This is a genomic window from Stenotrophomonas sp. (assembly GCF_050737075.1).
Classification (GTDB): Bacteria; Pseudomonadota; Gammaproteobacteria; order Xanthomonadales; family Xanthomonadaceae; genus Stenotrophomonas.
Genome location: NZ_JBOHXV010000005.1, coordinates 23,331 through 45,971, shown reverse-complemented (window position 1 = coordinate 45,971; position 22,641 = coordinate 23,331). Strand labels below are relative to the sequence as shown.

Sequence of the window (22,641 nt, the reverse complement as noted above, 5' to 3'; positions counted from 1 at the left end):
TCGTTCCGGAATTTCCGGGGCTGGGTCCGGTAATGCGCAACGAACGGTGCATTCGGCATTTCGGCCGGGAGCGGTTTACACCCGCCAAGCGGTGAAAGTAATAGGGGCTCCAACTACCCAAGGGCGGGCCCCGGCGGCGACCACTTCGGTGGCGCCGCCTTCCCTTTCCCGCGCATGTCACGCACCGCTCCGTGAGTACTCAGTGAGTCCTCGGCGAGTACTCGGCGAGCGATGCGCAACTTGAGCATAGGACACCACTTCATGAATTTCAGCCCCCGGAACTTCTTTGGCCGCATTACCCCTGGCTGGCAGGAAATGAGCGAGCAGGACCAAAGCGCGCTCACGCGCCGCGGCCTGCTGGCAGCCGGACTTGGGATGCTCAGCGCCAAGAATGGCGGCAACTTCGGCGCCTCTCTCAGCGACGGCATCCAGTCGGGTTTGCTCGCAGTCGATCAGAGCGTTCAGGGCATGGAGAACGCCCGGTACAAGAAGGAGATTCTTGCGCGCACCCGTCAGGGCATGGAGCGCAACACTGCGATCGAGCAGGCGCAGCAGGGGGCAATGAACCCGGACGGTACGCTTAACAGCGAGGCATGGGGCCGCTGGGCCCAGCTGGATCCGAATGGTGCTGTGGACTTCCGAAACAAGGCCCAGCCGCAGGCGAAGTGGGATCCGATGGAGATTGCCTACAAGAACCCGCGTACCGGTGAGCCTGGCTACCTGAGTGTTCTGCGCAACTTGGGCACGCAGGAGCTGCGGGACCTGCAGGGCAACGTCATTTCGCAAGGTTTCCTCTCTCAAGATCCGTTTGGCACTCAACAGCAGATGCCCACCAGCGGCCTCCTTGCCCAGGACATGGTCCCGACGCTGGAACAGGCTGTGATGCAGGTCGAGTCGGGCGGCAACCCCGCCGCGGTGTCGCCAAAGGGCGCCATGGGCACCATGCAGACGATGCCCGGCACTCTCCGCGATCCGGGCTATGGCGTGGCGCCCGCGCGCGATGGCTCGCCTGCAGAGATGGAGCGTGTGGGCAAGGATTACTTGTCCGCGATGATGAATCAGTACGGTGATCCGCGTCTGGCCTTGGCTGCATACAACTGGGGTCCCGGTAACGTGGACCGAGCGATGAAAACTCACGGTGGCAACGCAGAGGCTGTTCTGGCCAACGCGCCGGCCGAGACTCGGGACTACGTTCCCAAGGTCCTGGCACGCGCTCAGGGTGGGCAGGGCTCGCCCCAGATCGGGTGGAAGCCTGCAAAGGCAGACAAGGAACGCGAGAGCTACCGCACGCTCAAGGGCGACGAGATTGCATCCCTCGGTCTCCCGACTGGAACTGTGGCCCAGATGGGCCCCACCGGACAGATCCAGATTGTTAACAAGCCGCGCGACATGCCAGCAGGTGGTGCGGGACAGGTCATCGACAACGGGGACGGCACCACCACCTACATCCCCGCTGGTAAGACCAGCGAGGGCGAACGCAACGCGTCGGGCTTCTTTAACCGGATGATCGAAGCCAACGGTGAGATGCAGCGACTGGAGAAGGCGGGCTACGACGCAACCAATCGGCGTGATTACTACACGGCGGGTGGCGAGGTCTTGAACCCGTTGGCCTCGGATGAGGGTCAGCAGTACCGCCAGGCGCAGAACAACTGGGTTCGAGCCAACCTCCGCAAGGAATCCGGCGCAGCAATTGGCAAGGATGAGATGGAGCAGGAGCGCCGCACCTACTTCCCCATCCCGGGCGACTCGCCGGCAGTCATCGCTCAGAAAGCGCGAGCTCGCCAGGTCACTGAGCGCGCCATGCGGTCTGCCGCGGGCAGCGCCCTGCCGGCTCCTGCAGGGCAGGGGTCAAACAGCCCTGCACCGGGCACTGTGGAAGGAGGCTACCGCTTCAAGGGCGGCAACCCCGCTGACAAGAACAATTGGGAGCGCATCTGATGGCAGGTCCGTGGGAGAAGTACCAGCAGGCAGCGGAGGCTGCTGGTTTGCCTCGAGATCAGCTCGACCAAGGCACCGCCGAGGGACCGTGGGCCAACTACGCGGCTCAGGCAGACTCGGCGGGCAGCGAGCGGCCGATCACTGACCTTCCCGCCGTGCAGGCCCTGCGGCCTGACTTCAGCGGTGTAACGGCCACTGTTGACTCTACCGCGCAGGAAGTAGCGCCCGATGGCTGGGCGTACGGCGTTGGGCGCGACGCTGCATTCGGTGTGCGCTCGGCGATCCAGGGCGCGGGAAGCCTACTTGGGGCGGTTGGCGGCGATGCCTTCAACAACTACATCGTTAATCCGTTCGCGAGGGCGGTCGGACTGCAGGAAGCGCAACCGTATCGGGAGGAGGCGCGGGCGTTTGCCGATCGCGTCGGTCTTCCGCAGGCGCAGACTTCCGGCGACCGGATAATGGGGGATGTGGGCGAAGGCCTGACCGGCACTGCACTGACCTTGGGCGCAGGCGGCTTGGCTAGCGGGGGGCAGGGTCTTGTGCGGCAGGCGGGTCAGTTTTTTGCCTCCAACCCAATCTTGCAGACCGCGGCAACCACTACCGGGACCGCAGCAAGCTCAGGGGTCAAAGAGGCCGGCGGCGGCACTGGTGCCCAGTTGCTCGCTGGCCTTGTCGGCGGATTCGCGCCTGGCACGCTCGCTGCGACTGTTCCGGGAATGCGCGGTGGCATCGTTCCGGCAACTGTGGCGCAAGGCACGCGCGGTGCGTTGAGGGGACGGAACGCCCAAGGCGCGCCGGTCACGCCGACCGAAATCCAGCAGGCCCTTGCAGACTTCGCATCTGTGGGAGCCACCCCCAGCGTTGGGCAGGCCACTGGCGCGCGCTTTCCCCAGGCGATGGAAACCATGCTTGGAAATGTCCCGGGCGGTGCGGGTCCGATTGCGCGGTTGGGAGCAAAGCAAGCCACTGCCACGGGTCAGGCCGTCGAGCGCCGCGCAGAACAACTGTCTCCTCGCGGGCGCCCGATGAGCCCTGAGCAGGCCGGCAGGACCATCCTCGAAGGGATTGAGGGTAAGAGCCCTGTGGCGTTCGTACCGAAGACCGCGAAACGGGCGGAGGAACTGTACGACCGGGTGTCGAAGCAGATTCCCGCAGGCGCGCGGGTGCCGGTTGAAAACACCAAGCAGGCCCTGACCGAGCTCAATGCCTCCATTGAAGGCGCCCCCAACGTCGCCAAGCTTTTCCAGAACGCCCGGATCCAAGGAATCGAGTCGGCCCTGGAGAAGGACATTGGTGGTGCGGCCGCGGCGCTGCAACGGCCGGAGGTTCGTCAGCAGGCGGACGCCCTTCGCAAGCAACTCAACGCCCAGGCGCAGCAGGCAAGAGCGGAGAACATGCGTCTCCAAGCGCTGGGCATGCGTGCCTCGCAGCCGGTCGCAAGTCCTCAGCAGATCGACGAGCAGGTCAAGACGGCAATCGCGGGCATGGCGGACAACCAGATCCCGTACCAAGCGCTGACCAAGCTCCGCACGGTCGTGGGCAAGGAGCTGGACAACTACTCCTTGGCTGACAGCGTGCCTCGGGACAAGTGGAAGGCACTCTACGGCGCCCTGACACGCGATATGGAGGCGGCCGCGACCACCCCGGAGGCGCAACAGGCTTGGAAGCGAGCGAATGCCTACTACGCGGCCCGGAGCAATCGCATTGATGCCGTTGCCCATGTGGTGGACAAGAGTGGCGGACCAGAGGCCGTCTACAAGGCTGCTTTCGGCAACACGAAGGAGGGCGCGACCACGCTCCACGCTGTCATGCAGTCGCTTCCGAAAGAAGCGCAGCGGGAAGTGTCAGCGTCCTTTATCCGCCGAATGGGCCGGGCGACTGGTAGCCAGCAAAACGCCGACAACGACGTCTTCAGCATGGAAACTTTCCTGACGAACTGGGCAAACATGAGCCCAGAGGCAAAGCGGGTGTTGTTTGACCGCCACGGGTTCGGCTTCCGCCAGGACATGGACAAGATTGCTCGTATGACCGACAAGATCCGTCAGGGAAGTGCGGTATTCCGCAACCCCTCTGGTTCTGGCCGGCTCATCTCGCTAATCACCCAAACAGCAGGCACGGGCAGCAGCGCAGCAAGTGCCCTGGTGGCGGGGAGACCACTTTTGGCTGCGGGCATCGTCAGTAGCTCGGCCTCGCTTGCGGCGGCCTTCAACGGTCTAGGCCGCCTGATGACCAGTCCGGGCTTCGTACGGTGGGTGGCGCAGAACGGTGAGAAGCCTGTCGGCGAGCTGGTTTCCCAAGCGCAGACGCTTCGACGTATTGCCGAGTCGGAGGGAAATGACGACGTGGCGCAGTTCGCCGATCAGCTAGAGGCTACGAGGCAACCGCAAAACCCGCGTACGCAAGCGTGGCAAGCGCAATGAGCAGCACCGGGATGCCGACGACGAGCGACAGGAACGCTAGCCCGTAGCCGGCGCCCTTGCGGTCGTCAGATGCAGCCCCGCTGTCCCAAGACTGGGGCAGGGGGTACTGGGTCTTTTTCCAGGCGTCCATCGCAGTAGGTCCACGGGAGGGCGGGTCCAGCATACACCTGGCCCGTCCGATGAAATCAAAGACAAACACTGAATGGGCTCAACCTGTAGCCCAGGGAGATGCACGTGGCACAACGCAATTGGTTCGGCCAGGCGACCGGCAGGGCAGGGGAGCGCATCCTGTTGGGCTCGAACAACTATGACCCACGGACCGGGCAATACCGGAACGTGGTCCCGGGGCTTATTGGCCGCGCGGCGCAGACGGTGATCGGTGCCTTTGGGGGGCCGTTGATCGGCGCGGTAGCGGGTAGGGGCATCAGCAAGCTTGTCGATCGGTACGGGAAAGACCCTCAGTTCGTCCAGCCGGAAGCGATCCCGATTCCCGTGGACTGGGGCGCCCCGCAATCAGCAATGACCGCCTTCACTGCCCCGACCCCGATGGCTGCGCCCCCCACGAGCAACTTGGGCCTCGGTCCGCAGGCGCCCGGCAACACCTGGGCTGGATACCTGCAGAGTCAGGGCTCCGTCAACAACTTCGGCAACACGCAGTTCGGCAGCGGCATGGCCAGCGTTCCGGGCAGCTGGTCGCCTTCCAGTCAGTGGGGTCAGCAGATCACAGCGCAGCCCGCGGCGCCTGGCTCGAACCTGGGCTTCGGCAACAACGCCCAGCAGTTCGCTGGAGGTGGTGGCGGAGGCGGTGGTGGCGGCTCCTCCATGGGCGGTAGCCGTATGGGCGGCATCGTCGGTGGACGGCTGGCAAACGATTCGATGCTCGACGTCCAGAGGCGTTGGGCGAGCAAGTAGCTGCTCCTCGGCTGACGGCCAGTTGAGCGGATGAATTAAATCCAAGATTCAAGCGGGAGCGGACATGGCATCGCAGAGCACAGGGGAGGAACTCTCCCCGGACGCAGTGAAGGGGATCGCCGCAGTGCTGCTGCGGGCCAATGCCGGCAGGCGGGTTCACTTCGGCGGGCTGGACCTCACCGAGATGGCTGGGCGGTTCCTCGCTCGGCACGTCGAAGAGGTCGGTTTCGAGGCGGCTGATCGGACCTTTCGTAAGCAGGGCCTCGCATTAGTAACAATTGAAAACAATAGGTGAGAGCTATGCCATTTGCACCAGGGCAGTCGGGCAACCCGAACGGGCGGCCCAAGGTGGATTTCGAGGTCCGGAAACTGGCTCGGGAACACGGCCGGGAGGCGGTAGAGAAGCTGGTGGAGATCATGCGGGGCGAGAACCTGCCTTTGGCCCGCGCGGCCTGTGAGTCGCTGCTGGATCGCGGCTTCGGGAAGCCGGTGCAGGCTGTGGGCCTCGAAGCCGGCGGTGTCCCGATCCAAGGCATTACGGTGACCTTCGTGAAGCCAGACGGCTCGGAAGTGGAGGATGGCCGTGGCTGAGGACCAGGAACCCATTTCTACTGTAGAAGTAGATAGCTCCATGGAGGGCTGGGACGGGGTCACCTACGTCATCTTCGCGGCCGAGCGGCAGTGCCTGCCGGAGGACTACGAGGGGCGTTTAGCCGTCGCCACACAGGCCATAGGCCAGCCATGGCGCCACTTCGACCTCCACGACCCCACATGCCCCAGGATCGACGGCGGTCCCTGCTGCTGCGGCTTGGTGAGCGTCTTCACGAACGATCGGTGGGTGGCCTATGTAGACATGTCCCACGCGGTACAGGCGGTCCACTCCATTCAATGAGCCAGTTTGGGGTATGGCCAGATGGCACCGGGCGCTTGACAGCGTGGTGCAAGGGTATGGAAGCTACGCCGACGTGAGGAATGGAGCTCCTATGTACGAGTATCAAAAGTCGCTGGATGAATGCTCGGCGCTCGGGGCGACTTGCCCGCCTGCAAACGCGCTGAGCAAAGATGCGACTGCATGGCGTTGGGTGCGAAATCCGATGACTGACGAATGCTTCTTGCCACTGGCCGAGCGAAACCCGAAAAGGTTGCACCAGCTCAACTCGTCGGCGCAGGTGTGCTTGTCCTGGGGGCTTTCGGTGTATGACACGGAGGCGCACGGGATATCTGCATTCCAGGCTCTTGAAAAAACGATTAAGAAGGCCCGATCGCATATAGGCGACCATTTGGCAGTTGCGAACCTCGTTCCGGCGCATGGGTCCACAACTCCCCCATCCGGTCAGAACGGTCATTTCACATTTTTCTCAATGAAAGGAGTCAATGTGAAATCGGTCTTCCAGCTCCATGGGCAAATACCATGAGCAAATTGCCGGTCCTCCCGGGCGCTCTCATCCCGAAGAACGAGAAGTTGAACTTCATCTGGAATGCGGACTTAGTCTTCTATGACGGCCCGCTGGTGAGTCTGTTCAAAAAGGACGACGACGACTTCATCTTCTTCTGGGTAGACGCGGATTCCCGGCATAACAGGTGGGTGGTGACACCCGTTGGGCGAGCTGACCTTGCCCAATATTTGGAGAAGACCCTTTCTCTAAGGTCCATCATCGATAGGGCGGAACTACTACTAGTCTTCGAGGCAACTAAGCAGGCTCAAAGGAAGAACGCACGAACCATAGTGCCGTCCAAACTCCTGCAGGAGTATCTGCCAGATCAAGACTCATTTCTTTACGACAATATTGCGACCGACGCGGCTTTGCAGCTGGCGTCTGCCGACGTAGGAAAGTACAGAATCGGCTTGGATGGAGAGCTCTACATCGATGACATCGCCGCCGTGCCTCGTGTTTACCAGCAGCTTTACTCTTTCCATTACGGCCTCGGTAATTTAGACCGTGCGGCAGTGCGCTCTGCGCTCAACCGGTTTCTCACATCTTGGAAGGGCGGCATCAACGCCGTCAACATGTTTACGGGCCTGCGGGGTGTCACCCCCTCGATCCATCGGGCGCGTGTGCTCGAATTGCACTACGCCTCACCAGGCCATATTGAGTTGGAGCTGCTGAAGGAGTTCGCAGCGGACATCGCGCGGACCTGTCAGCAGATCGTGCCCGCAGCAAGCTATGGGAAATCCGAAAAGCTGTACTCGGATATCTATGTGTACTTCCGAAAGGAACAGCTCAGTGGGTTCGATTCAGATGGCGGTTCCGCCTCCCAGCGCTTGACGTCGATGCAACGGAAGGCACTTTCGAAGTTCGTTGATCAGTACTTCGAGATTGTAAATTGGGCGCACTACAAGGACGAGTTTCAGGGATTGGGGCTCGATCCGCTTACACAGTTGCGAATGCTGCTTGCCTACTACCGGAGGCTACGCGTGCTTCGCCGCTACTCTGTGGAGGGCAAGATATCCCTGGTATAGCGTCGCACCCAGTACGCCGATAGGAGGAGGTAGAGGTGAAAGGTTTTCACCCATTTTGCGGTTTGCCGGTGATCGTTACGCTGGTCGGGTGCTCGCTTGGGAACGGGGACGCTCAGCGGAACGAGGGCCGCTTGGCCGATCTTGAGAGGCGCACCGCGGTACTGGAGTCTCAGTCAAAAAGCCTGGACACTAGGCTGACGACATACATTCAGCTCAACGGGGACCACAAAGCGTACCTAGACCCGTCTGGCAACGGCGGGTACGGCGCGGTGCAGACCAATGTCGGAATTTTGCTTGTCTCCGTGTCCCGCGTTTCGCCGAAGGCTGATGGTACGGAGCTTGTTCTAGAGATTGGCAATCCGTCATCCGCAATCTACGTAGGTGCAGAGGCTCAGATTGACTACAACGTTAGGTACGTGGGCTCGGCAGAGTGGAGGAACGGTCTGCGAACGACGAGGACGAAGATCCTAAAGCCCCTCCTCCCCGCGTCCTGGAACACAATCACGACCAGCTTGCCCGGTATCAGACCGGATGAGCTGGGCTACTTGGCTGTCAATGTTGACCCGGACGAAGTGCGGCTGAACAAATCAATCGAATGAGGGCCTTGCCGTTGGGCGAGCCGTAGCTAGTGCCCAGCAACCGTTGCAGAACAGTTGCAAAACGGTTCCGGCGCCAGCACTTCGCCAATAGAGTCACCGCTACGGCACGCTTTGACGCGGCGCCCCCCCTAAAGAGTTGATGCGATGGCGTAAGTAGCCCTCGGCCTGAATACAAATGGATGGACCCGAATGCAAATAATTGAGCGGAGTAGCAGTGCTAGCATTTCCGTGATCGCGGTCAGTGGGAAAAAAGGGTTTCGCGACGCCCTAAAGCTCGTTGCGGCCATCCGTTATGGAAGCTCTGTCCGTCCTGCGGTGAAGACGGTGCGGACGTCAAATGGAGAAGAGGTTGTGGTTGAGTGGCGTTTCGATTGGCATAACACGGATGACCGAATTTTTGCCAGAGATCTCATTCGAGGCGTAACCGTCAATTCTGGGAATGACTCCCGCGTCACAGACAAAGGAAGGAAGAGGCTTGATGCCATCCAAGGGCGAGAATGGATGCGTGTTGGGAAGTGGCCCGATGGCGTTCTTCCGGACATACCTTGAGGACCAACGCGACCTCGAGGCCACGCTGGCCCTCTCCCCGGGCAACTGCTGGCCATATTGACGGGCCCAGACTGCGGTTGCGAAGCCAGCGTTGAATGGACTGGGGCGATACTGCTTCGTTTGGGGAGCAGTCGCAGGGCTCCCGCGATTCCTGCGAATGGAGGACCCCAAGCAATTGAGGAGCTGGGCCGTGTTCTCATTGCCTTCACTGTTGCAGAGCGATCGTTGCCCCGACAACGGGGGAGACGCCGCCCAACGTGGGCGGGCTCCAGCTGGACGCGGCGCGGATCCGCAGGGCGAGGTCGGTAACAGATTCGGCCTTTTTCCTGCGGGTCCGCGGCTCGGACTAGGTTTGTGCCCCTGTCGCAGGATCTGAGAGCCGGATCAGTAGGATTCCGCGCCATGCTCCCTCCCGACTTCCACTGGCGTTCCGTTGCCTCCCGCCCTGACGGGAAGGACGACAGCGTATTCTGCGATGGCATCCAAGTGCTGCGGCTCTGCCAGCGCATCAACGGCGGCGGTTGGTTCGTAGACCTCAACACCCAGCGGCCCGAGAGGGCGCACTGGACGGTTCGGGAATGCAGCGGCTACGAGAAGGGGGCTATGGGCGCCGAGATGTGGGTTTCCCGCTACCAGGACCGTCTGAGGGCAGAGATTGACCGGCTGCGAGCCCAGCGGTCCATACCCAGATGTGACCCACATGCGGCTGCGCCGCGCTGGTAGAGGTCCAACGGTGCTGTCGCAGACCGCCCTAGCTCTGGCCCTTCGCCGCGGCAGTCTTCTTGGTGGATGACTTCGTCGTGGTGCGCGCCTTTGCGCCTCCAATGCCGAGGAGTTTTGCGATACGTTCGTCCGCCGTGTCCAACGGAATATGGAGCGGGGAAGGCTCGGGGAACGAGGGCTACGGCACCACCACTCTAGACAGTGCCCACCACGCCTCCAGGTCGTTGGGGTGAATTCTGTCGGACTTGGCACCCTGTCCGAGGCGGCAGGCCTGCAGCTGCCCAGCATCGATTGCCCGACGCAGCGTCTTGGTGGAGCAGGCGGAAAGCTCGGCTGCCTGGGCCACGGTTAGCAGCTTCCCGGCTTCACTCATTTCCGCCTTCCCATAGTCAGGCCCTTCTTTCTTTCGTACCGCGCCAGCCTGGCCATCGCGTCTGCAAGGTCAGAGGAGATTGGAGCAGGGGGGAGTCCTTGCCGCGTTCCTCTTGCCCAAGGCGTAGCGTCGTAGATCGCCCGGTACAGAGCGGCCTTCTCGTACAGCTTTTTGCCCATGAAATTGCGCGGCGCCAAACCGAGCTCTGGTGCCTTGGCGTAGAACTGCGCCACACTGACGCCGCAGTAGAACGAGGCCTCCTCGACGGTCAGCCAGTCCTTGCCCGAGAGGTTGACCCGGAACACCGCCAGCTCCTTGCGTAGGCTTGCGATCTCTTCCTCAAGTGAGCGGGCAGGCGATGAGGTGTCCATGGGCTCTCCTGGGCGGTATAGCCGAGACTACCTCGACACAGGCATGATTGGCAGGGTCCCTCGTCTGGATAGCTGATGGCCGGAGAATTCCTTTCGCGCGATGAAGTCGAAGAGCTCTGCAGGACGCCGATCAGGGCGCGCCAACTGGCATTCTTTGAGCGGAACAAGATCCGGCATCGCATAGACGAGTACAACCGCGTCATCGTTCTTCGGACGGCGGTCGGAGCACCGGTGCGCCCTGACTCTCCCCGACCAGTTTGGCGTTCCAACAAGGAAGTGCGCTGATGTCAGACAAGCTCTGCTTGACCCGCGACGAGATCAAAGCGATGGCCCGCAGCCCACTGAAGGAGCGCCAGCTCCGCTTCCTCCGGCAAAATGGGATCCGACACTACATCGACGGCAAGGGCTGGCCAGTGGTATTGCGTGCGGCGGTGGGAGCTGATCCTGAGCCGCCGCCGCAGCCGAAAGTGCCCAAGTGGCAGCCCAATAAGGCTTAGCCCGGCTAAGCCCCAGGTAAGTGAATTTCAAACCCATAACACGATAGGGAGAGGCAGCAGCCTCTCTTCTATGCCGGCGCAATGCCGGCTCCCTACTGTCTAGGAGACTATCGTGTTCAACGAACGACCCACCCCCCCCCTTGAGTACCTGGCCGCCTTCGCGGTCGTCTTCCTGGTCGGCCTATTGGTGCAGTCTAAGCTGGATTGATACACCGCGGGGCCCGCCTGCCGGGCTCCGTTCCCACTGAAAGTTGGTTCCCCCCAAAGAAAGCTAGTTCCCCCTCGCAATGAATGGGGACCACGATTCAATGACTTAGGTGGTTTCGGGCACGTATTCGCCCTTGAGGTCTGGCGGGGGTGGCAGTTCTGTTCGTACGCTGGCCTCACTTCCTCCACGCAATGAAGCGCAATGGACAAGCCCTCAACAACAACCCTTCGCATGCTCCGCAGAGCAGAGGTGCAAGCACGGCTGGGCATCGCGCGGTCGACGCTCTATGCGTACCTGGACGAACGCTCGTCCAGCCATATTCCGGAGTTCCCGAAGCCTGTTCGGCTTGGCTCAACGATAGCGTTTCTTGAGCACGAAATCGATTCGTTTGTCATCGGCTTGATGCAGGCCAGGGAGGTCACGCGCGAGCGCTAACTTTCCGTCCAAACGACAGTGAAAAGTCGCTGGAAATGACAAATATTCTTGAGTTTCTAAGGGGTGATGTGGCGAATCGCGGCGGGCGCGATGTAGGAATGAACACTGTTGTATGGAGCTGTATGGGACTGAGTTGTACATGGAACTAACAGGTGTGACGGATGAACAAGGCTAAGGCTAGCGGGCTAATGCATCAGCGGGCATACGTCTGGGGTGAAGATGGAACGATGTACATCACTCATCAGATGACCCACGTGATGGAAGTAAAGCGCATCGTCGACATGATGGCGAAGCTAATCAGGAGCAAAGGGCCGCTATTTAAGGCGGTAGAGATGAGTACGAAGAAGTTTGTTCAGCGTACCCAACTGGGCGACTCGATTCTCCTCTGCATGAAAGCAGACCTTCGGGCTATCGACGAGCATTTCCCGCGTCATCGCCACAGTCCGCTGTACACGCTCTTCAAGCGCTTCTTCGGTCGACTTCAGCTGATGGGGGAGGGTGTGTACCCCGAAGAGCTGCCTCGGGTGAATGAAGCCATCGCGAAGGTGAGGGCCTTCGCGAAGGGCAAGGCGCTTGGCGTACACCTGAAGGATCTGAAGCGCAGCGAGCGCAAGAACGCGGTGGCCTGTAAGGAGCTCCTCGACGATCTGCGAAAGCACTACTCGAAGGTCCTCGCGCTCCGGATCGACTTCGGGTACATCTCGACCTTCTGTCCCAGGGTCGGATTCAGGGGCCAGGCTATGACGTTTGAGCAGGCCAAGGTGCACCGCGACAAGCTGCTCAAGTTTGTGCGGAAGGGGCCGTACTCGAAGCACCTGGCTGGCTACATGTGGAAGATGGAGTACGGCTTTGAGAAGGGCTACCACTTCCACATGGCCTTCTTCTTCGATGGCCAACAACTCCTGAAGGACATCAGCATTGCGGATGCCATTGGTGCGCACTGGAGGGACGAGGTAACTGAAGGGAAGGGGATGTACTTCAACTGCAACAAGAAGAAGGAGGCGTACGAGCACTGCGGCATCGGCATGGTTGCCCGCACTGACGACACCAAGTGGGCATACCTAGAGGAAGCCATGCGCTACCTCACCAAGGTGGACCTGTACCTGCGCTTCCGTGCGGGGGCGCGCGCCCGTACCTTCGGCTGCAGTAACGGCACCTACGGAGGGATCAAGACCCCGCGCCAGGCCACCTTTGCTCCGCAGTTCCGAGTCGCACTCTGACCTGCCGAGCATCTTGGGTTTCTCGCTGCAGCCGACTCAGGGCGCCGATAGGCCCCCTGCCCATCCCAGGCCGCCGAAGCTGACGCTCGGCGGCCTTTTTTATCGCCACCGGGCGACGTCCTCCCACCGCAGCGACCGCCTCTACTGCGGTAACGGCTCGGGCGGGCCTGCCCCATGCCTTTAGGGAAGTGAGTCGAAATGCGAGTCAATCGCCGGAGTGGAAGTCAAGAAAGGTATGTAAATCAGGTCGATAGCGTCATATTGCGGTTGCTGGTGGGCCACCACATTCCCATGCGGTGCAACCGGCGTCAGGCATCACAGCCACGGCGCCTCGTCCTCCACCACCTTCTTGTAATAGCTGATGTTGGCGCGGATGGCGTAGACGGCGCTGAAGCCCATTCCCAGCGCCCGGATCACCTTGTCCAGGCCGAGCGCGTCGAGCATCAGCACCAGCGCAATGCTGATCAGCACGTAGGCAATGGCCTGGCGCCAGAGACCCTTGGCCAGGAAGTAAAGAGGCCCGAAAATGAAGGCCAGCCAGTTGAACTGGATGGAACTGCGCTCGCTAAAGGACAGCTTTTGAAAGTGCGGCAGGCTGGGGCCGCCGGCACGCTCGATCACCCTGAACCGGTCCTTCCATTTGTCCGAGACATCCAGCCCTGAGATCGCATCACGGGTGGGCCGTGCAGGGGGTGCTGCAACAACGGGGGCGGGCACGGTGGGCCCTTGGTACGAGTTGTATGGATCCGTCATGTAACTCTCCGATGGAATGCTCTGCACCTGATCAATCAGGCCCGGCCCATGAGCAATATCCGTGCTCCTGTCCGGGCGTGTGGCACCGCCAGGGTGGCCGGAGAATCGGCAGCCTCGGAAGCGTCAACGCGTCGCGTTGGGCAGCTTAGACAAGCCGCAGGACCTTGAACAGGGGGTGGGTGACGGCCCCTGCGGGAACCCATGTTCGGTGGTCGCGCCATCCCACAACGCGTTCACGACCGGGATTCCACACTGCCTCCAGCCAATCGGCCCGTCCCGGAGAAAGTGCCATGCGTCTGCCCACCCACCTCGCAGTCCTCATTGCCAGCCTTGCGGTCGCCGCAGCGGCCGGGTGTTCCCAGCAGAGCCAGGAGACGCGCGAGAACGGGGTCCGCACCGGCATGGCCAATCCGGCATCTGAGCACTGCGTAAAGCGCGGTGGCAAGGTCGTCATCGAAAAAGATGAGAACGGCGGCGAACGGGGTATCTGCCACCTGCCGAACGGTGACAAGATCGATGAGTGGGAGCTGTTCCGTCGGGACGCTCCGCAGAAGTAGCGTTGATCCCATCCGCCGCAACTCCGGAATGCCATGCGTGCCAGATGCAGTCTCCCCCTCCGCTCGGCTGCACTGCTTGCCATCGCGCCACTGCTGGTTGTTGGATGTGGGAGGACAAGCCACGAGCAGGTGTTTTCGTCAGGCCCGCTGAAGGTGGTGGCGGTGACGGAAAGCACGCTGGACATCAACGTCAGCAAGTACCGGCACTACACCTCTTATGCGCTGTACCTCGATGGTGACAAGCTGTCGGACGAGGGCTTTGCCACGCTGCTGCGAGAACCGGACGCGGCCAACGAACAGTTCGTGCATGACGAAGCGATCGTGCTCGATCCCACGTCGGTTCTGCTGGCATCCAGGACCAGGGACGGCACGCGCTGCTGGAGCACGCGACTGACCGCCAGTGGCGGAACTGCAACGGCGGAAACCATCGACAAGGGCAGCATCGACTGCACCACCCGCACCGCGCCACGCGGATGGCGGGCGCTGTATGACGCGTCCAGCAATCTGTTGTTGGTGCGCGAGCAGCCCTTCCATGTCTACACGATGGCGGGCTACTGGTACCCGCTGTGGATCGAGGGTGACGTGGTCGCGCTGTACCAGGAGCAGAAGGAGCGCGAGCGCCTCGTCGTAAAGCTCGCGCGGATATCCTCTGGCGAGATGCTGGCAGAGCAGCTGCTGCCCATGTCGCAGTTTGCCGAGCCCGAGCTGCTGCGCGCTTCGGCCGAGGAGCGGCAACAGTGGCTGCTCGACAACTTCACAGTGTCCGCGGCACCGACCGCTTCGATCCGCCTTCGCCCCGACAATAAGCTCAAGACGATTTCGCCCGAGACGTGGGCGGCGTACCAAGAGATCGATCGCCACAACCGCGAGGAAGACGCCCGCGCCCGTGCCGCCGGCGAGGCCTGGCACCGGGCGCAGCGCGAGGAGCTGATGAGGGAGGAGGCGGCACGGCAGGGCACTCCGCAATGATTTGCCGGACCAACGGTCCGGCGCGCAGGAGCACGGTGTTGGCGCTCAGGCCACAGGGATGGTGGGGGTGGTCTCCGGCCTACATGGGCGATACTGTGCTTCGCGCCCATCCCCCAGCTGTCGTCAGCTCCGCATGCTTTCGCTCGCCGTCCAGTCTGTTGCCACGCCAGTCCGCTGCCTGACCTGCCGCCATGCGCGCAACCAAGATCGCGCATAGCGCCGGTTCGCTGCTCGGCGCGATCACGCGCGAACTCGGCTCGCGCGAGCGATGGCCACAGCGTGGTCTGGACGAACTCGAAGCGCTGTTGTCGGTGCTGCTTGCCATCGTCATCGCGCATGCGATCGGCGCGAGCAACATCGGCTGGGCGGCCTTCACCGGTTATATGGTGATGCGCGCGCAACTGGCCGAGACCCTGGCACGCAGCACGCTGCGGCTGCTGGGCACGGTATTGGGGGCGGGGCTGGCCTGGGGACTGATCGTGCATGCGGCGGATACCCCGCTGGTTGTGGCGGCGGCGCTGATGGCGGTCGGTTCGGCCACGTTGTACGCAGCGATCGCGCGGCGACACAGCCACGCATGGCTGTTCACCGGATTGACCTTTGCGATGGTGGTGCTGGACAGCCTCAAGGAACCGCACGCAGCAGTGCATGCGTTCGCGCTGACCCGTGTACTGGAGGTTGCGGCCGGTACCGCCGCCGGGATCCTGGTCAACCTGGCCTCGGCATGGACGGTGCGCCCGCGCATCCAGGGTGCACAGCACTTCTTCGCGCGTAGCGTCGCCGCCGATGTGGATGTCTGGCAACCGGCAGTGGCCAGGCACGCGTTGCTGGCGGGTGGCGTACTTGCCCTGTTGCCACTGCTCACACCGTGGCTGAGCGCGGGCGCGCTGACCCAGGCGGCAATCACCATCATGGCCGTGATGACCGTGCCACTGGCCGCGCTGGGTGGCGATGCCAGCGTGGTGGGCACCCGTGTCGCGCATCGCTTTCTTGGCTGTGCGCTGGGAGCCCTGGCGGCCGCGTTTGCACTGTTCGTTTCCCGGCACCATGTACCCACCGCAGTGGCGCTGTTGTGCATCGGTGTGTGGGCGGGCCGCCACATTGAAAACAGCGGCATGTCCTTCGCATATGTGGGTACACAGTTCGCGCTGGTCTTCCTGGTGGTATTCGTTCCCGATGACTACCACCAGCTGGGTAGCGCACCGGGCTGGGAGCGGCTCAGCGGCATCGTGCTGGGCATTGCGCTGTTGCTGCCGGCGCGGGCAGTGGCCCAACAGTTGAAGCGTCGCGGCTGACGGCGTCGGTTCCGAAAGACTACCGCCAGCTCGGTAGTGCGCCAGGGCGGGAGCGGCCCAGTGGCGGACGAAGTCTTGTGCCCCGCACAAAACAAGCTGATTAAATCGATCTAAACTGCAGGCTCATCGAGGCAGTGGAGGCAGGGCATGGTGAAGCGCAGGATGATGATGGCGGCCGTGTTGGCGGCGGCGGTTCCGTTCGCGGCGCTGTCCGCGCCGCCCAGGGATGATGTCCAGATCAGGCAGACGTCCGGCAACCCGATCCTGCCGGGCTGGTACGCCGATCCGGAGGCGGCCGTATTCGGCGACACCTACTGGATCTACCCCACCACCTCCAAGCCCTACGCAGAGCAGGTCGGGTTCGACGCGTTCTCCTCACCCGACCTGGTCCACTGGACCCGGCACCCCAACGTGCTGTCGATGGCGTCCATTCGCTGGGCCAAGCAGGCGCTATGGGCACCGGCAGTGGTGGAGAAAGACGGCAGGTACTACGTCTTCTTCTCCGCCAACGATATCCAGAACGACAACGAGGTGGGTGGCATCGGCGTGGCCGTCGCCGACCGGCCCGAGGGGCCGTACCGCGACCTGCTGGGCAAGCCATTGATCGGCGAGTTCCACAACGGCGCGCAGCCCATCGACCAGTTCGTGTTCAAGGATGACGACGGCACCTGGTACATGATCTACGGTGGATGGCGGCACGCCAACATGGTGCGGCTCAAAGACGATTTCAGCGGCATAGTGCCGATGGCAGATGGCAGCCTCTACAAGGAAATCACCCCGGCGCCGGAGTACGTGGAGGGCTCGCTGATGTTCAAGCGCGACGGCCGCTATTACTTCATGTGGTCGGAAGGCGGCTGGGGTGAGCCGGAGTATTCGGTGGCCTACGCGATCGCCGAGTCACCGACCGGGCCGTTCAAGCGCATCGGCAAGATCCTGCAGCAGGACCCGGAGATCGCCACCAGCGCCGGCCATCATTCGCTTATCCACGCCCCGGGCAGCGACAACTGGTACATCGTCTACCACCGTCGCCCGCTCGGCGAGACCGACCGCAACCACCGGGTTACCGCAATCGACCGCATGGTCTTCGATGCGCAGGGGCACATCCTGCCGGTGAAGATGACCCGCGAAGGCGTCCCGGCAGATCCGATGCGTTCGACGGAGCTTATGCGCCGCCCTGCATCGCGGCCTTGACTCCCGCAAGCAGGTCTTCAATCCGGAAGGGCTTGGCGACGAACGGCACGTCCCGGTGGCGCTGGGGCACCATCTGCGAGTACACCGCAGACGCGAACAGGAACGGCGTGCCCAGCTCCGCCAGGCGGTCGGCGACCGGGAAGACCGTGCCATCGCGTAGTTCGATATCCAGTACCGCCGCATCGAAGTGCTGTTGCGACAGCACGCCCAGCGCGTCCGAAAGCGAATAAGTGGGCACGGCGGTGTAACCGGCGTCTGTGATCACCTCGACGAACAGTCTGGACAGTTCGATTTCGTCCTCGACCACGAGGACATTGCCCTGGAAGTCGGGTATGCCGACAATGCCGCTCACGCGTCCTTGCCCGGCTGCCGTGCGACGCGCACGCGATGATGGCGATGGAACATGCCGATATAGGGCATAGGGTAAGCCTCAGCACGCGGCTCAACGTGGTCAGTGCTGGGTCATATGCTTTATTGCCGTATCAACGATAGAACGGCGCAATGTCAGCATACGGGGCTGCCCGTGAGCCGGAGGTGTTCAAGCCTGCAAAGGCAGGGTCTGATTCCGCAAGACGTTTCAACGTTGGCACGCCATCACCGGGATGGCGTGCCTGTATGAACCTCCATCGCCCATCAGGCTTTCGAGGTGTCGCCCACTTTCTTCACCAGCGCCGCTGCCGCTTCGGCGGACGAGGCCGGGTTCTGGCCGGTGATCAGCAGGCCATCGTTGACCACGTACGAGCCCCAGTCCGGTCCCTTCGAGTACAGGCCGCCGGCGGCCTTGAGTTCGTCCTCCACCAGGAAGGGCACCACGTCGGTCAGGCCTACGCCTTCTTCTTCGCTGTTGGTGAAGCCGGTGACCTTCTTTCCCTGCACCATCGGAGTGCCGTTGGCGGCCTTCACGTGGCGCAGCACGCCCGGTGCATGGCAGACCAGTGCGACCGGCTTGCCGGCTTCGATGAACGATTCGATCAGCGCGATGGAATGAGTATCTTCGGCAAGGTCCCACAGCGGGCCATGGCCGCCGGGATAGAAGACGGTATCGAAGTCGGCCTGGGTCACGCTGTCCAGACGCACGGTGTTGGCAAGCTGGGCCGTGGCGGCGGCATCGGCCTCGAAGCGGCGCGTGTGCTCGGTCTGGGACTCGGGCTCATTGCTCTTCGGGTCCAGCGGCGGTTGCCCGCCTTTGGGTGAGGCCAGCACGATCTCCGCGCCGGCATCCTTGAAGGTGTAGTACGGCGCGGCCAGCTCTTCCAGCCAGAAGCCGGTCTTGCGGCCGGTGTCGCCGAGTTTGTCGTGGGAGGTCAGAATGATGAGGACTTTCATGCGCGATTCCTTGGGTGGGCGGGTAACAGTAGACCGGTCGTCTAGAAACAGATCGTGAAAAAAGGCACTGCAGTACGTGAAGTGCCGAGCGGGTGTTGCTGTCAGGGAGAAAGATTCAGGATCGCGGCGGTGGTGCGCCACGCGTTGTCGAACGGCTGGGGGGTACGCACGATCTTGACCATGATGCTGACACCCAGCCAGAGCTGGTACAGACTCTGCGCCAACGTGTCAGGCGCATCGTCCAAGGTCAGCGAGCCTTCTTCGATGCCCTGCTGGATCGCCTGTGCGAGCCGCGCGGTGATACCCGCAGTGCCACGCTTCAGCGCGGCGCGCATGTTCGCCGAGAGGTCCGCCACCTCGGCCCCCAGTTTCACGGCAAGGCATTTGCCTTGGCAGTCCTCGAAGGACTGGTTGTCTTTCCATGCCTGGAAATAGGCAGTCAGCTGCTGGGCCTTGGTCTGGCCGGGGTGACTGAAGGTGCGGTCCATATCGGCCAGGTACGACGTGAAGTAGTCCTCCAGCAGTGCCTCGCCGAAGGCGTCCTTGGAACCGAAGTAGTGATAGAACGATCCCTTCGGTACCCCGGCGGCAGTCAGCACCTCGTTCAACCCCACCGCCGAAAAGCCTTTGCCGCCCATGATCCGTTGGCCCGTGGCCAGGATCTTTTCGCGGACATCGCTGGATTCAGGGGCGGAGGCGGAGTTCATGGGGCGCATTCTACGCTCAATTAGACCGGTCGTCTAGAGTGGGTCAGGGGTCAGCGGCCAACCACGCGCAACACCGCCTCATGCAGCAGCGCGCGGACCACGTCCGGTGCGAGATCCGGGTCGCGCACCGCGCGCATCGCCAGCCCCTCCACGGTGATGCGGAACAGCAGCGTGCGCTGCCAAAGGGCGGCCTCGTCGATCGGCACGCCGCGCGCCCGGTCGTGCGTGCGCAACCACGCGCAGACGCCCTCGGTGGTGAGCTTGTCGTGCCGGCGCAGCACCTCGGCCACCATCGGATCGCGCTGCGCCTCGGCGGTGATCTCCGCATACAGCGCGACGCTGGCAATGGCGGTGTCGTGTCGACTGATCGACTCCCCACGCGCCCATATCTGGTAGCAGGCCAGCAGCGATTCGACCAGATCGACCGATGCCGGCATCTGCCCGATCGAACGCTGGTCCGCGTCGAGCTGGCGCTCGATCAGCGCAAGAATCATGGCCCGCTTGTTCTCGAAGTAGCGGTACATCAGCCCCTGGCTGATGCCGGCTTCGATGGCGATGCCGCTGACCGAGGCGGCGTGGAATCCGCTCGCCACGAAGCAGCGCTGGGCGGCGTCGAGGATGCGGTGGCGCTGTGCTTCGGCGCGGGCGGCAGCGCCATTCTCGGGTGATGGGGTGAGCGGTTCGGTAGGCGTCATTGTCGGTCTGTGCGGTCATCCATGCGGATAGGGTAGTACACCAGAAAAGAGAATGAACGGTCATTCATTTGTCATCGGGGGTGCGCAGACTGCGCCGGCTTGCCCACCCTTCACGTGACCGGACCCTCATGCGTCTCTCCCTTTCCCGTGTCGCCCTGCGCCCGCAGGTGCTTGCCCTTTCCATCAGCGCGTTGCTGCCCTCGCTGGCCTTTGCCGAGGCGGCGGTGCCGGCCGATGCGGCCGCCGAAGCGAGCGCCGACGCCCGCGACGTCGTCGCACTGGACCAGGTAGTCGTCACCGCCCAGAAGCGCGCCACCAATCTGCAGGAAACGCCGATCTCGGTCAGCGTCATCGACGCCGGCATGCTCAAGGATCGCAGCGCGATCTCGCTGGCCAGCTTCGCGGACGGCTCGATTCCCTCGCTGCGGATCACCCCGTTCGCCACGCGCAGCTCGGCCCTGAACATCGGTATCCGCGGCATCGGTGCCTCAAGCGATGCCAACCAGCCCGCGCGCGATGCCGGCGTGGGCGTGTACGTCGACGGCGTATTCCTCGGGCGCTCGCAGGGCCTGGGTACGATGCTCTACGACGTGGACCGCATCGAAGTGCTGAAGGGCCCGCAGGGAACGCTGTTCGGCCGCAACACGGAAGGCGGTGCGATCAGCATCGTGACCAAAGCGCCCACGGGTGAGTTTGGGGGCACGGTAAATGCCGGTGTGTCCAACTACAGCGGCTATACCAGCGGTCTCCATCTGGACCTGCCCAAAGTGGGCGACGTCAGCGTCAAGATCGACGCGGTGCAGGCCAAACGCGGCGGCACCACCGACAACCCGATGCGCGGCGAGGAAGACTTCAACAGCTACAACAAGCGCGGCGCGCGGATCAGTGCGCTGTGGCAGCCGAGCGACACCTTCTCCGCGTTGTACGCGTTCGACCGCTCCTACGACGCCACCACGCCGTACCACACGCAGGTGCTGGTCCCGGGCCCCTACCTGAGCCCGCTGCAGAAGGCCGGGGCCAGCGAAGACCGCCGCGAAAGCTCGATCCTGGGTGGCCCGCAGGAAGAAAACATCGGGCGCACCAGCGGCCATCTGCTCAACCTGGGCTGGACGCTGGGCGAGAACCTGGAATTCAAATCGATCAGCTCCTACCGCGAACTGGAGCAGGGCCAGTTCGACATGGGCCTGGTCGATGCCATTTCCGCTTACGGCGGCGCCAATACCCCATTCGGCCGCTACAGTCTGGCGCAGGTCTACCAGCACCAGTACAGCCAGGAGTTCCAACTGATTGGCAACACCTCGCAGGTGCAATATCTGGTCGGTGCGTTCTACTACCACGAGACCGCCGGCGACAATGCGCAGACCCCGAACATGCTGCTCTGGGGACCGGGAGGGAACAGCTACACGCTCAATCCGGCCACCAACCCGCTGAACCTGGCCAACGTGCGGATCGACCGCGCCAGCAAGGCCTGGACCGACAGTCTCGGCATCTTCGGCCAGGCCACCTGGACGCCCGCCGCGCTGCCCGACCTGCACCTCACCGCGGGCGGGCGTTATACCCGCGACGAGAAGAACGGCAGCCTGTACACCGTCAACGGTGCCGCCACTGACCTGACCTTCGACGACGCGTGGGGCCGCTTCGACCCGATGGTCAACGTGGCCTACGACGTCGGCGACAACGCGATGGTCTATGCGAAGTACAGCACCGGCTTCAAGGCAGGTGGCGCCAATTCGCGTTCCACCACCTACACCGCGTTCGACCCGGAAGAAGTCACCGCGTACGAGCTTGGTTTCAAGTCGCAGTTCTGGGACAACCGCGCGCGCTTCAACGTGGCCCTGTTCGATTCGAAGATCGACCACAAGCAGATGGACTTCACCTTGCCGTTCGATCCGAACAGCGGCGAGACGCGCACCACCATGGTGACCACCAACGCCAAGGGCAGCACCACCTCGCGGGGCGCGGAGCTGGAGTTCAGCATCATGCCGGTGGACAACCTCACCGTCGGCTTCACCCACGCCTATACCGAGATCGACGCGCTGACCACGCAGGATCCCTTCGGCGCAGGCGTGGAAGTCACCGTGCAGCCGCTGCTCGCGCCCAAGCATGCCAGCAGCCTGGCGCTCGACTACTGGGTGCCGTTCGCGAACATGTCGGCGCTGAAGTTCCACCTGGACGGCAATTGGTCCGATGGCTTCTTCACCAGCGAATACGACCAGATGCTCACCGACAGCTCATTCGTGGTGAACGCGCGCGTGGCCCTGGTCGACGTGCCGCTCAACGCCGACGGCGCCACCCTCGACGTTTCGCTGTGGGCCCGCAACCTGCTGGACGAAGAGCACCTGTTCTACAAGCTCAACAACGCCTCGCTCGGCCAGTCCGGCATCTTCAACGACCCGCGCACCTATGGCCTGGAACTGGCCGTGCGCTTCTGACCTCCTGGAG

25 protein-coding genes are annotated in these 22,641 nt (G+C 62.8%); 18 read left to right on the top strand and 7 right to left on the bottom strand.

The window, feature by feature from the left end:
• The first annotated feature begins 261 nt into the window (after positions 1-261).
• From ACREPD_RS02050 to ACREPD_RS02010, 9 genes are all read left to right on the top strand, one after another.
• Positions 262-1,938, top strand: a complete 1,677-nt coding sequence (locus tag ACREPD_RS02050) for a lytic transglycosylase domain-containing protein (RefSeq protein WP_431597743.1) — start codon at positions 262-264, stop codon at positions 1,936-1,938.
• On the top strand, positions 1,938-4,358 hold the full coding sequence (locus ACREPD_RS02045) for a hypothetical protein (protein ID WP_431597742.1): 2,421 nt from the start codon (positions 1,938-1,940) through the stop codon (positions 4,356-4,358). The genes ACREPD_RS02050 and ACREPD_RS02045 overlap by 1 nt, the downstream gene beginning before the upstream one ends.
• 234 nt (positions 4,359-4,592) lie before the next feature.
• Positions 4,593-5,270: a hypothetical protein gene (locus ACREPD_RS02040; RefSeq protein WP_431597741.1), complete on the top strand. Its 678-nt coding sequence runs from the start codon at positions 4,593-4,595 to the stop codon at positions 5,268-5,270.
• Positions 5,271-5,334: 64 nt separating this feature from the next.
• The gene (locus ACREPD_RS02035; RefSeq protein ID WP_431597740.1) at positions 5,335-5,565 is read left to right on the top strand and encodes a hypothetical protein; all 231 of its coding nucleotides are present in this window, start codon (positions 5,335-5,337) and stop codon (positions 5,563-5,565) included.
• A gap of 5 nt (positions 5,566-5,570) precedes the next feature.
• On the top strand, positions 5,571-5,861 hold the full coding sequence (locus ACREPD_RS02030) for a DUF5681 domain-containing protein (RefSeq protein WP_431597739.1): 291 nt from the start codon (positions 5,571-5,573) through the stop codon (positions 5,859-5,861).
• Positions 5,848-6,162 (top strand): hypothetical protein, encoded by a 315-nt coding sequence (locus ACREPD_RS02025; protein ID WP_431597738.1) that lies wholly within the window; start codon positions 5,848-5,850, stop codon positions 6,160-6,162. The genes ACREPD_RS02030 and ACREPD_RS02025 overlap by 14 nt, the downstream gene beginning before the upstream one ends.
• A 91-nt stretch (positions 6,163-6,253) precedes the next feature.
• Positions 6,254-6,685 (top strand): hypothetical protein, encoded by a 432-nt coding sequence (locus tag ACREPD_RS02020; protein WP_431597737.1) that lies wholly within the window; start codon positions 6,254-6,256, stop codon positions 6,683-6,685.
• Complete coding sequence (locus ACREPD_RS02015; protein WP_431597736.1) at positions 6,682-7,731, top strand: hypothetical protein; 1,050 nt, start codon at positions 6,682-6,684, stop codon at positions 7,729-7,731. Before ACREPD_RS02020 ends, ACREPD_RS02015 begins: the two co-directional genes overlap by 4 nt.
• 131 nt (positions 7,732-7,862) lie before the next feature.
• Positions 7,863-8,330 carry a DUF3251 domain-containing protein gene (locus ACREPD_RS02010; protein ID WP_431597735.1) on the top strand — a complete coding sequence of 156 codons (468 nt, stop codon included), beginning with the start codon at positions 7,863-7,865 and terminating at the stop codon, positions 8,328-8,330.
• 1,450 nt (positions 8,331-9,780) lie between these two features.
• On the opposite strand, the gene ACREPD_RS02005 is transcribed toward ACREPD_RS02010, so the two are convergent.
• A complete protein-coding gene (locus ACREPD_RS02005; RefSeq protein ID WP_431597734.1) occupies positions 9,781-9,975 on the bottom strand; it encodes a helix-turn-helix domain-containing protein in 195 nt (64 codons plus the stop codon).
• Positions 9,972-10,346 (bottom strand): hypothetical protein, encoded by a 375-nt coding sequence (locus tag ACREPD_RS02000; RefSeq protein ID WP_431597733.1) that lies wholly within the window; start codon positions 10,344-10,346, stop codon positions 9,972-9,974. The genes ACREPD_RS02005 and ACREPD_RS02000 overlap by 4 nt, the downstream gene beginning before the upstream one ends.
• Before the next feature lie 75 nt (positions 10,347-10,421).
• Here ACREPD_RS02000 and ACREPD_RS01995 point away from each other — a divergent pair, with 75 nt between their 5' ends.
• From ACREPD_RS01995 to ACREPD_RS01980, 4 genes are all read left to right on the top strand, one after another.
• Positions 10,422-10,631: a DUF4224 domain-containing protein gene (locus tag ACREPD_RS01995; protein ID WP_431597732.1), complete on the top strand. Its 210-nt coding sequence runs from the start codon at positions 10,422-10,424 to the stop codon at positions 10,629-10,631.
• On the top strand, positions 10,631-10,843 hold the full coding sequence (locus ACREPD_RS01990; RefSeq protein ID WP_431597731.1) for a DUF4224 domain-containing protein: 213 nt from the start codon (positions 10,631-10,633) through the stop codon (positions 10,841-10,843). Before ACREPD_RS01995 ends, ACREPD_RS01990 begins: the two co-directional genes overlap by 1 nt.
• 409 nt (positions 10,844-11,252) lie before the next feature.
• Entirely contained in the window at positions 11,253-11,486 is a 234-nt protein-coding gene (locus tag ACREPD_RS01985) for a helix-turn-helix transcriptional regulator (RefSeq protein WP_431597730.1), read from the top strand.
• Positions 11,487-11,647: 161 nt separating this feature from the next.
• Positions 11,648-12,706, top strand: coding sequence for a YagK/YfjJ domain-containing protein (locus tag ACREPD_RS01980; protein WP_431597729.1), 1,059 nt, complete (start codon positions 11,648-11,650; stop codon positions 12,704-12,706).
• Positions 12,707-13,021: 315 nt separating this feature from the next.
• Here the strand turns inward: ACREPD_RS01980 and ACREPD_RS01975 are convergent, their stop codons facing one another.
• Complete coding sequence (locus ACREPD_RS01975; protein ID WP_431597728.1) at positions 13,022-13,327, bottom strand: DUF2628 domain-containing protein; 306 nt, start codon at positions 13,325-13,327, stop codon at positions 13,022-13,024.
• Between the two features lie 422 nt (positions 13,328-13,749).
• Between ACREPD_RS01975 and ACREPD_RS01970 the strand changes: the two genes are divergently transcribed.
• The 4 genes from ACREPD_RS01970 to ACREPD_RS01955 all read left to right on the top strand — a co-directional run bounded on the left by ACREPD_RS01970 (position 13,750) and on the right by ACREPD_RS01955 (position 17,471).
• Positions 13,750-14,016, top strand: coding sequence for a putative hemolysin (locus ACREPD_RS01970; RefSeq protein ID WP_431597727.1), 267 nt, complete (start codon positions 13,750-13,752; stop codon positions 14,014-14,016).
• 162 nt (positions 14,017-14,178) lie between these two features.
• A complete protein-coding gene (locus tag ACREPD_RS01965) occupies positions 14,179-14,985 on the top strand; it encodes a hypothetical protein (protein ID WP_431597726.1) in 807 nt (268 codons plus the stop codon).
• 191 nt (positions 14,986-15,176) lie between these two features.
• Positions 15,177-16,280 carry an FUSC family protein gene (locus tag ACREPD_RS01960; RefSeq protein WP_431597725.1) on the top strand — a complete coding sequence of 368 codons (1,104 nt, stop codon included), beginning with the start codon at positions 15,177-15,179 and terminating at the stop codon, positions 16,278-16,280.
• A gap of 147 nt (positions 16,281-16,427) precedes the next feature.
• Positions 16,428-17,471: a glycoside hydrolase family 43 protein gene (locus tag ACREPD_RS01955; RefSeq protein ID WP_431597724.1), complete on the top strand. Its 1,044-nt coding sequence runs from the start codon at positions 16,428-16,430 to the stop codon at positions 17,469-17,471.
• On the opposite strand, the gene ACREPD_RS01950 is transcribed toward ACREPD_RS01955, so the two are convergent.
• From ACREPD_RS01950 to ACREPD_RS01935, 4 genes are all read right to left on the bottom strand, one after another.
• Positions 17,443-17,823 (bottom strand): response regulator, encoded by a 381-nt coding sequence (locus ACREPD_RS01950; RefSeq protein ID WP_431597723.1) that lies wholly within the window; start codon positions 17,821-17,823, stop codon positions 17,443-17,445. The genes ACREPD_RS01955 and ACREPD_RS01950 overlap by 29 nt on opposite strands.
• Before the next feature lie 281 nt (positions 17,824-18,104).
• Complete coding sequence (locus ACREPD_RS01945) at positions 18,105-18,797, bottom strand: type 1 glutamine amidotransferase domain-containing protein (protein WP_431597722.1); 693 nt, start codon at positions 18,795-18,797, stop codon at positions 18,105-18,107.
• A gap of 101 nt (positions 18,798-18,898) precedes the next feature.
• The gene (locus ACREPD_RS01940; protein ID WP_431597721.1) at positions 18,899-19,504 is read right to left on the bottom strand and encodes a TetR/AcrR family transcriptional regulator; all 606 of its coding nucleotides are present in this window, start codon (positions 19,502-19,504) and stop codon (positions 18,899-18,901) included.
• A 50-nt stretch (positions 19,505-19,554) separates the two neighbouring features.
• Positions 19,555-20,199, bottom strand: coding sequence for a TetR/AcrR family transcriptional regulator (locus ACREPD_RS01935; RefSeq protein WP_431597720.1), 645 nt, complete (start codon positions 20,197-20,199; stop codon positions 19,555-19,557).
• Positions 20,200-20,327: 128 nt separating this feature from the next.
• Between ACREPD_RS01935 and ACREPD_RS01930 the strand changes: the two genes are divergently transcribed.
• The gene (locus ACREPD_RS01930) at positions 20,328-22,631 is read left to right on the top strand and encodes a TonB-dependent receptor (RefSeq protein WP_431597719.1); all 2,304 of its coding nucleotides are present in this window, start codon (positions 20,328-20,330) and stop codon (positions 22,629-22,631) included.
• Positions 22,632-22,641: the final 10 nt, after the last annotated feature.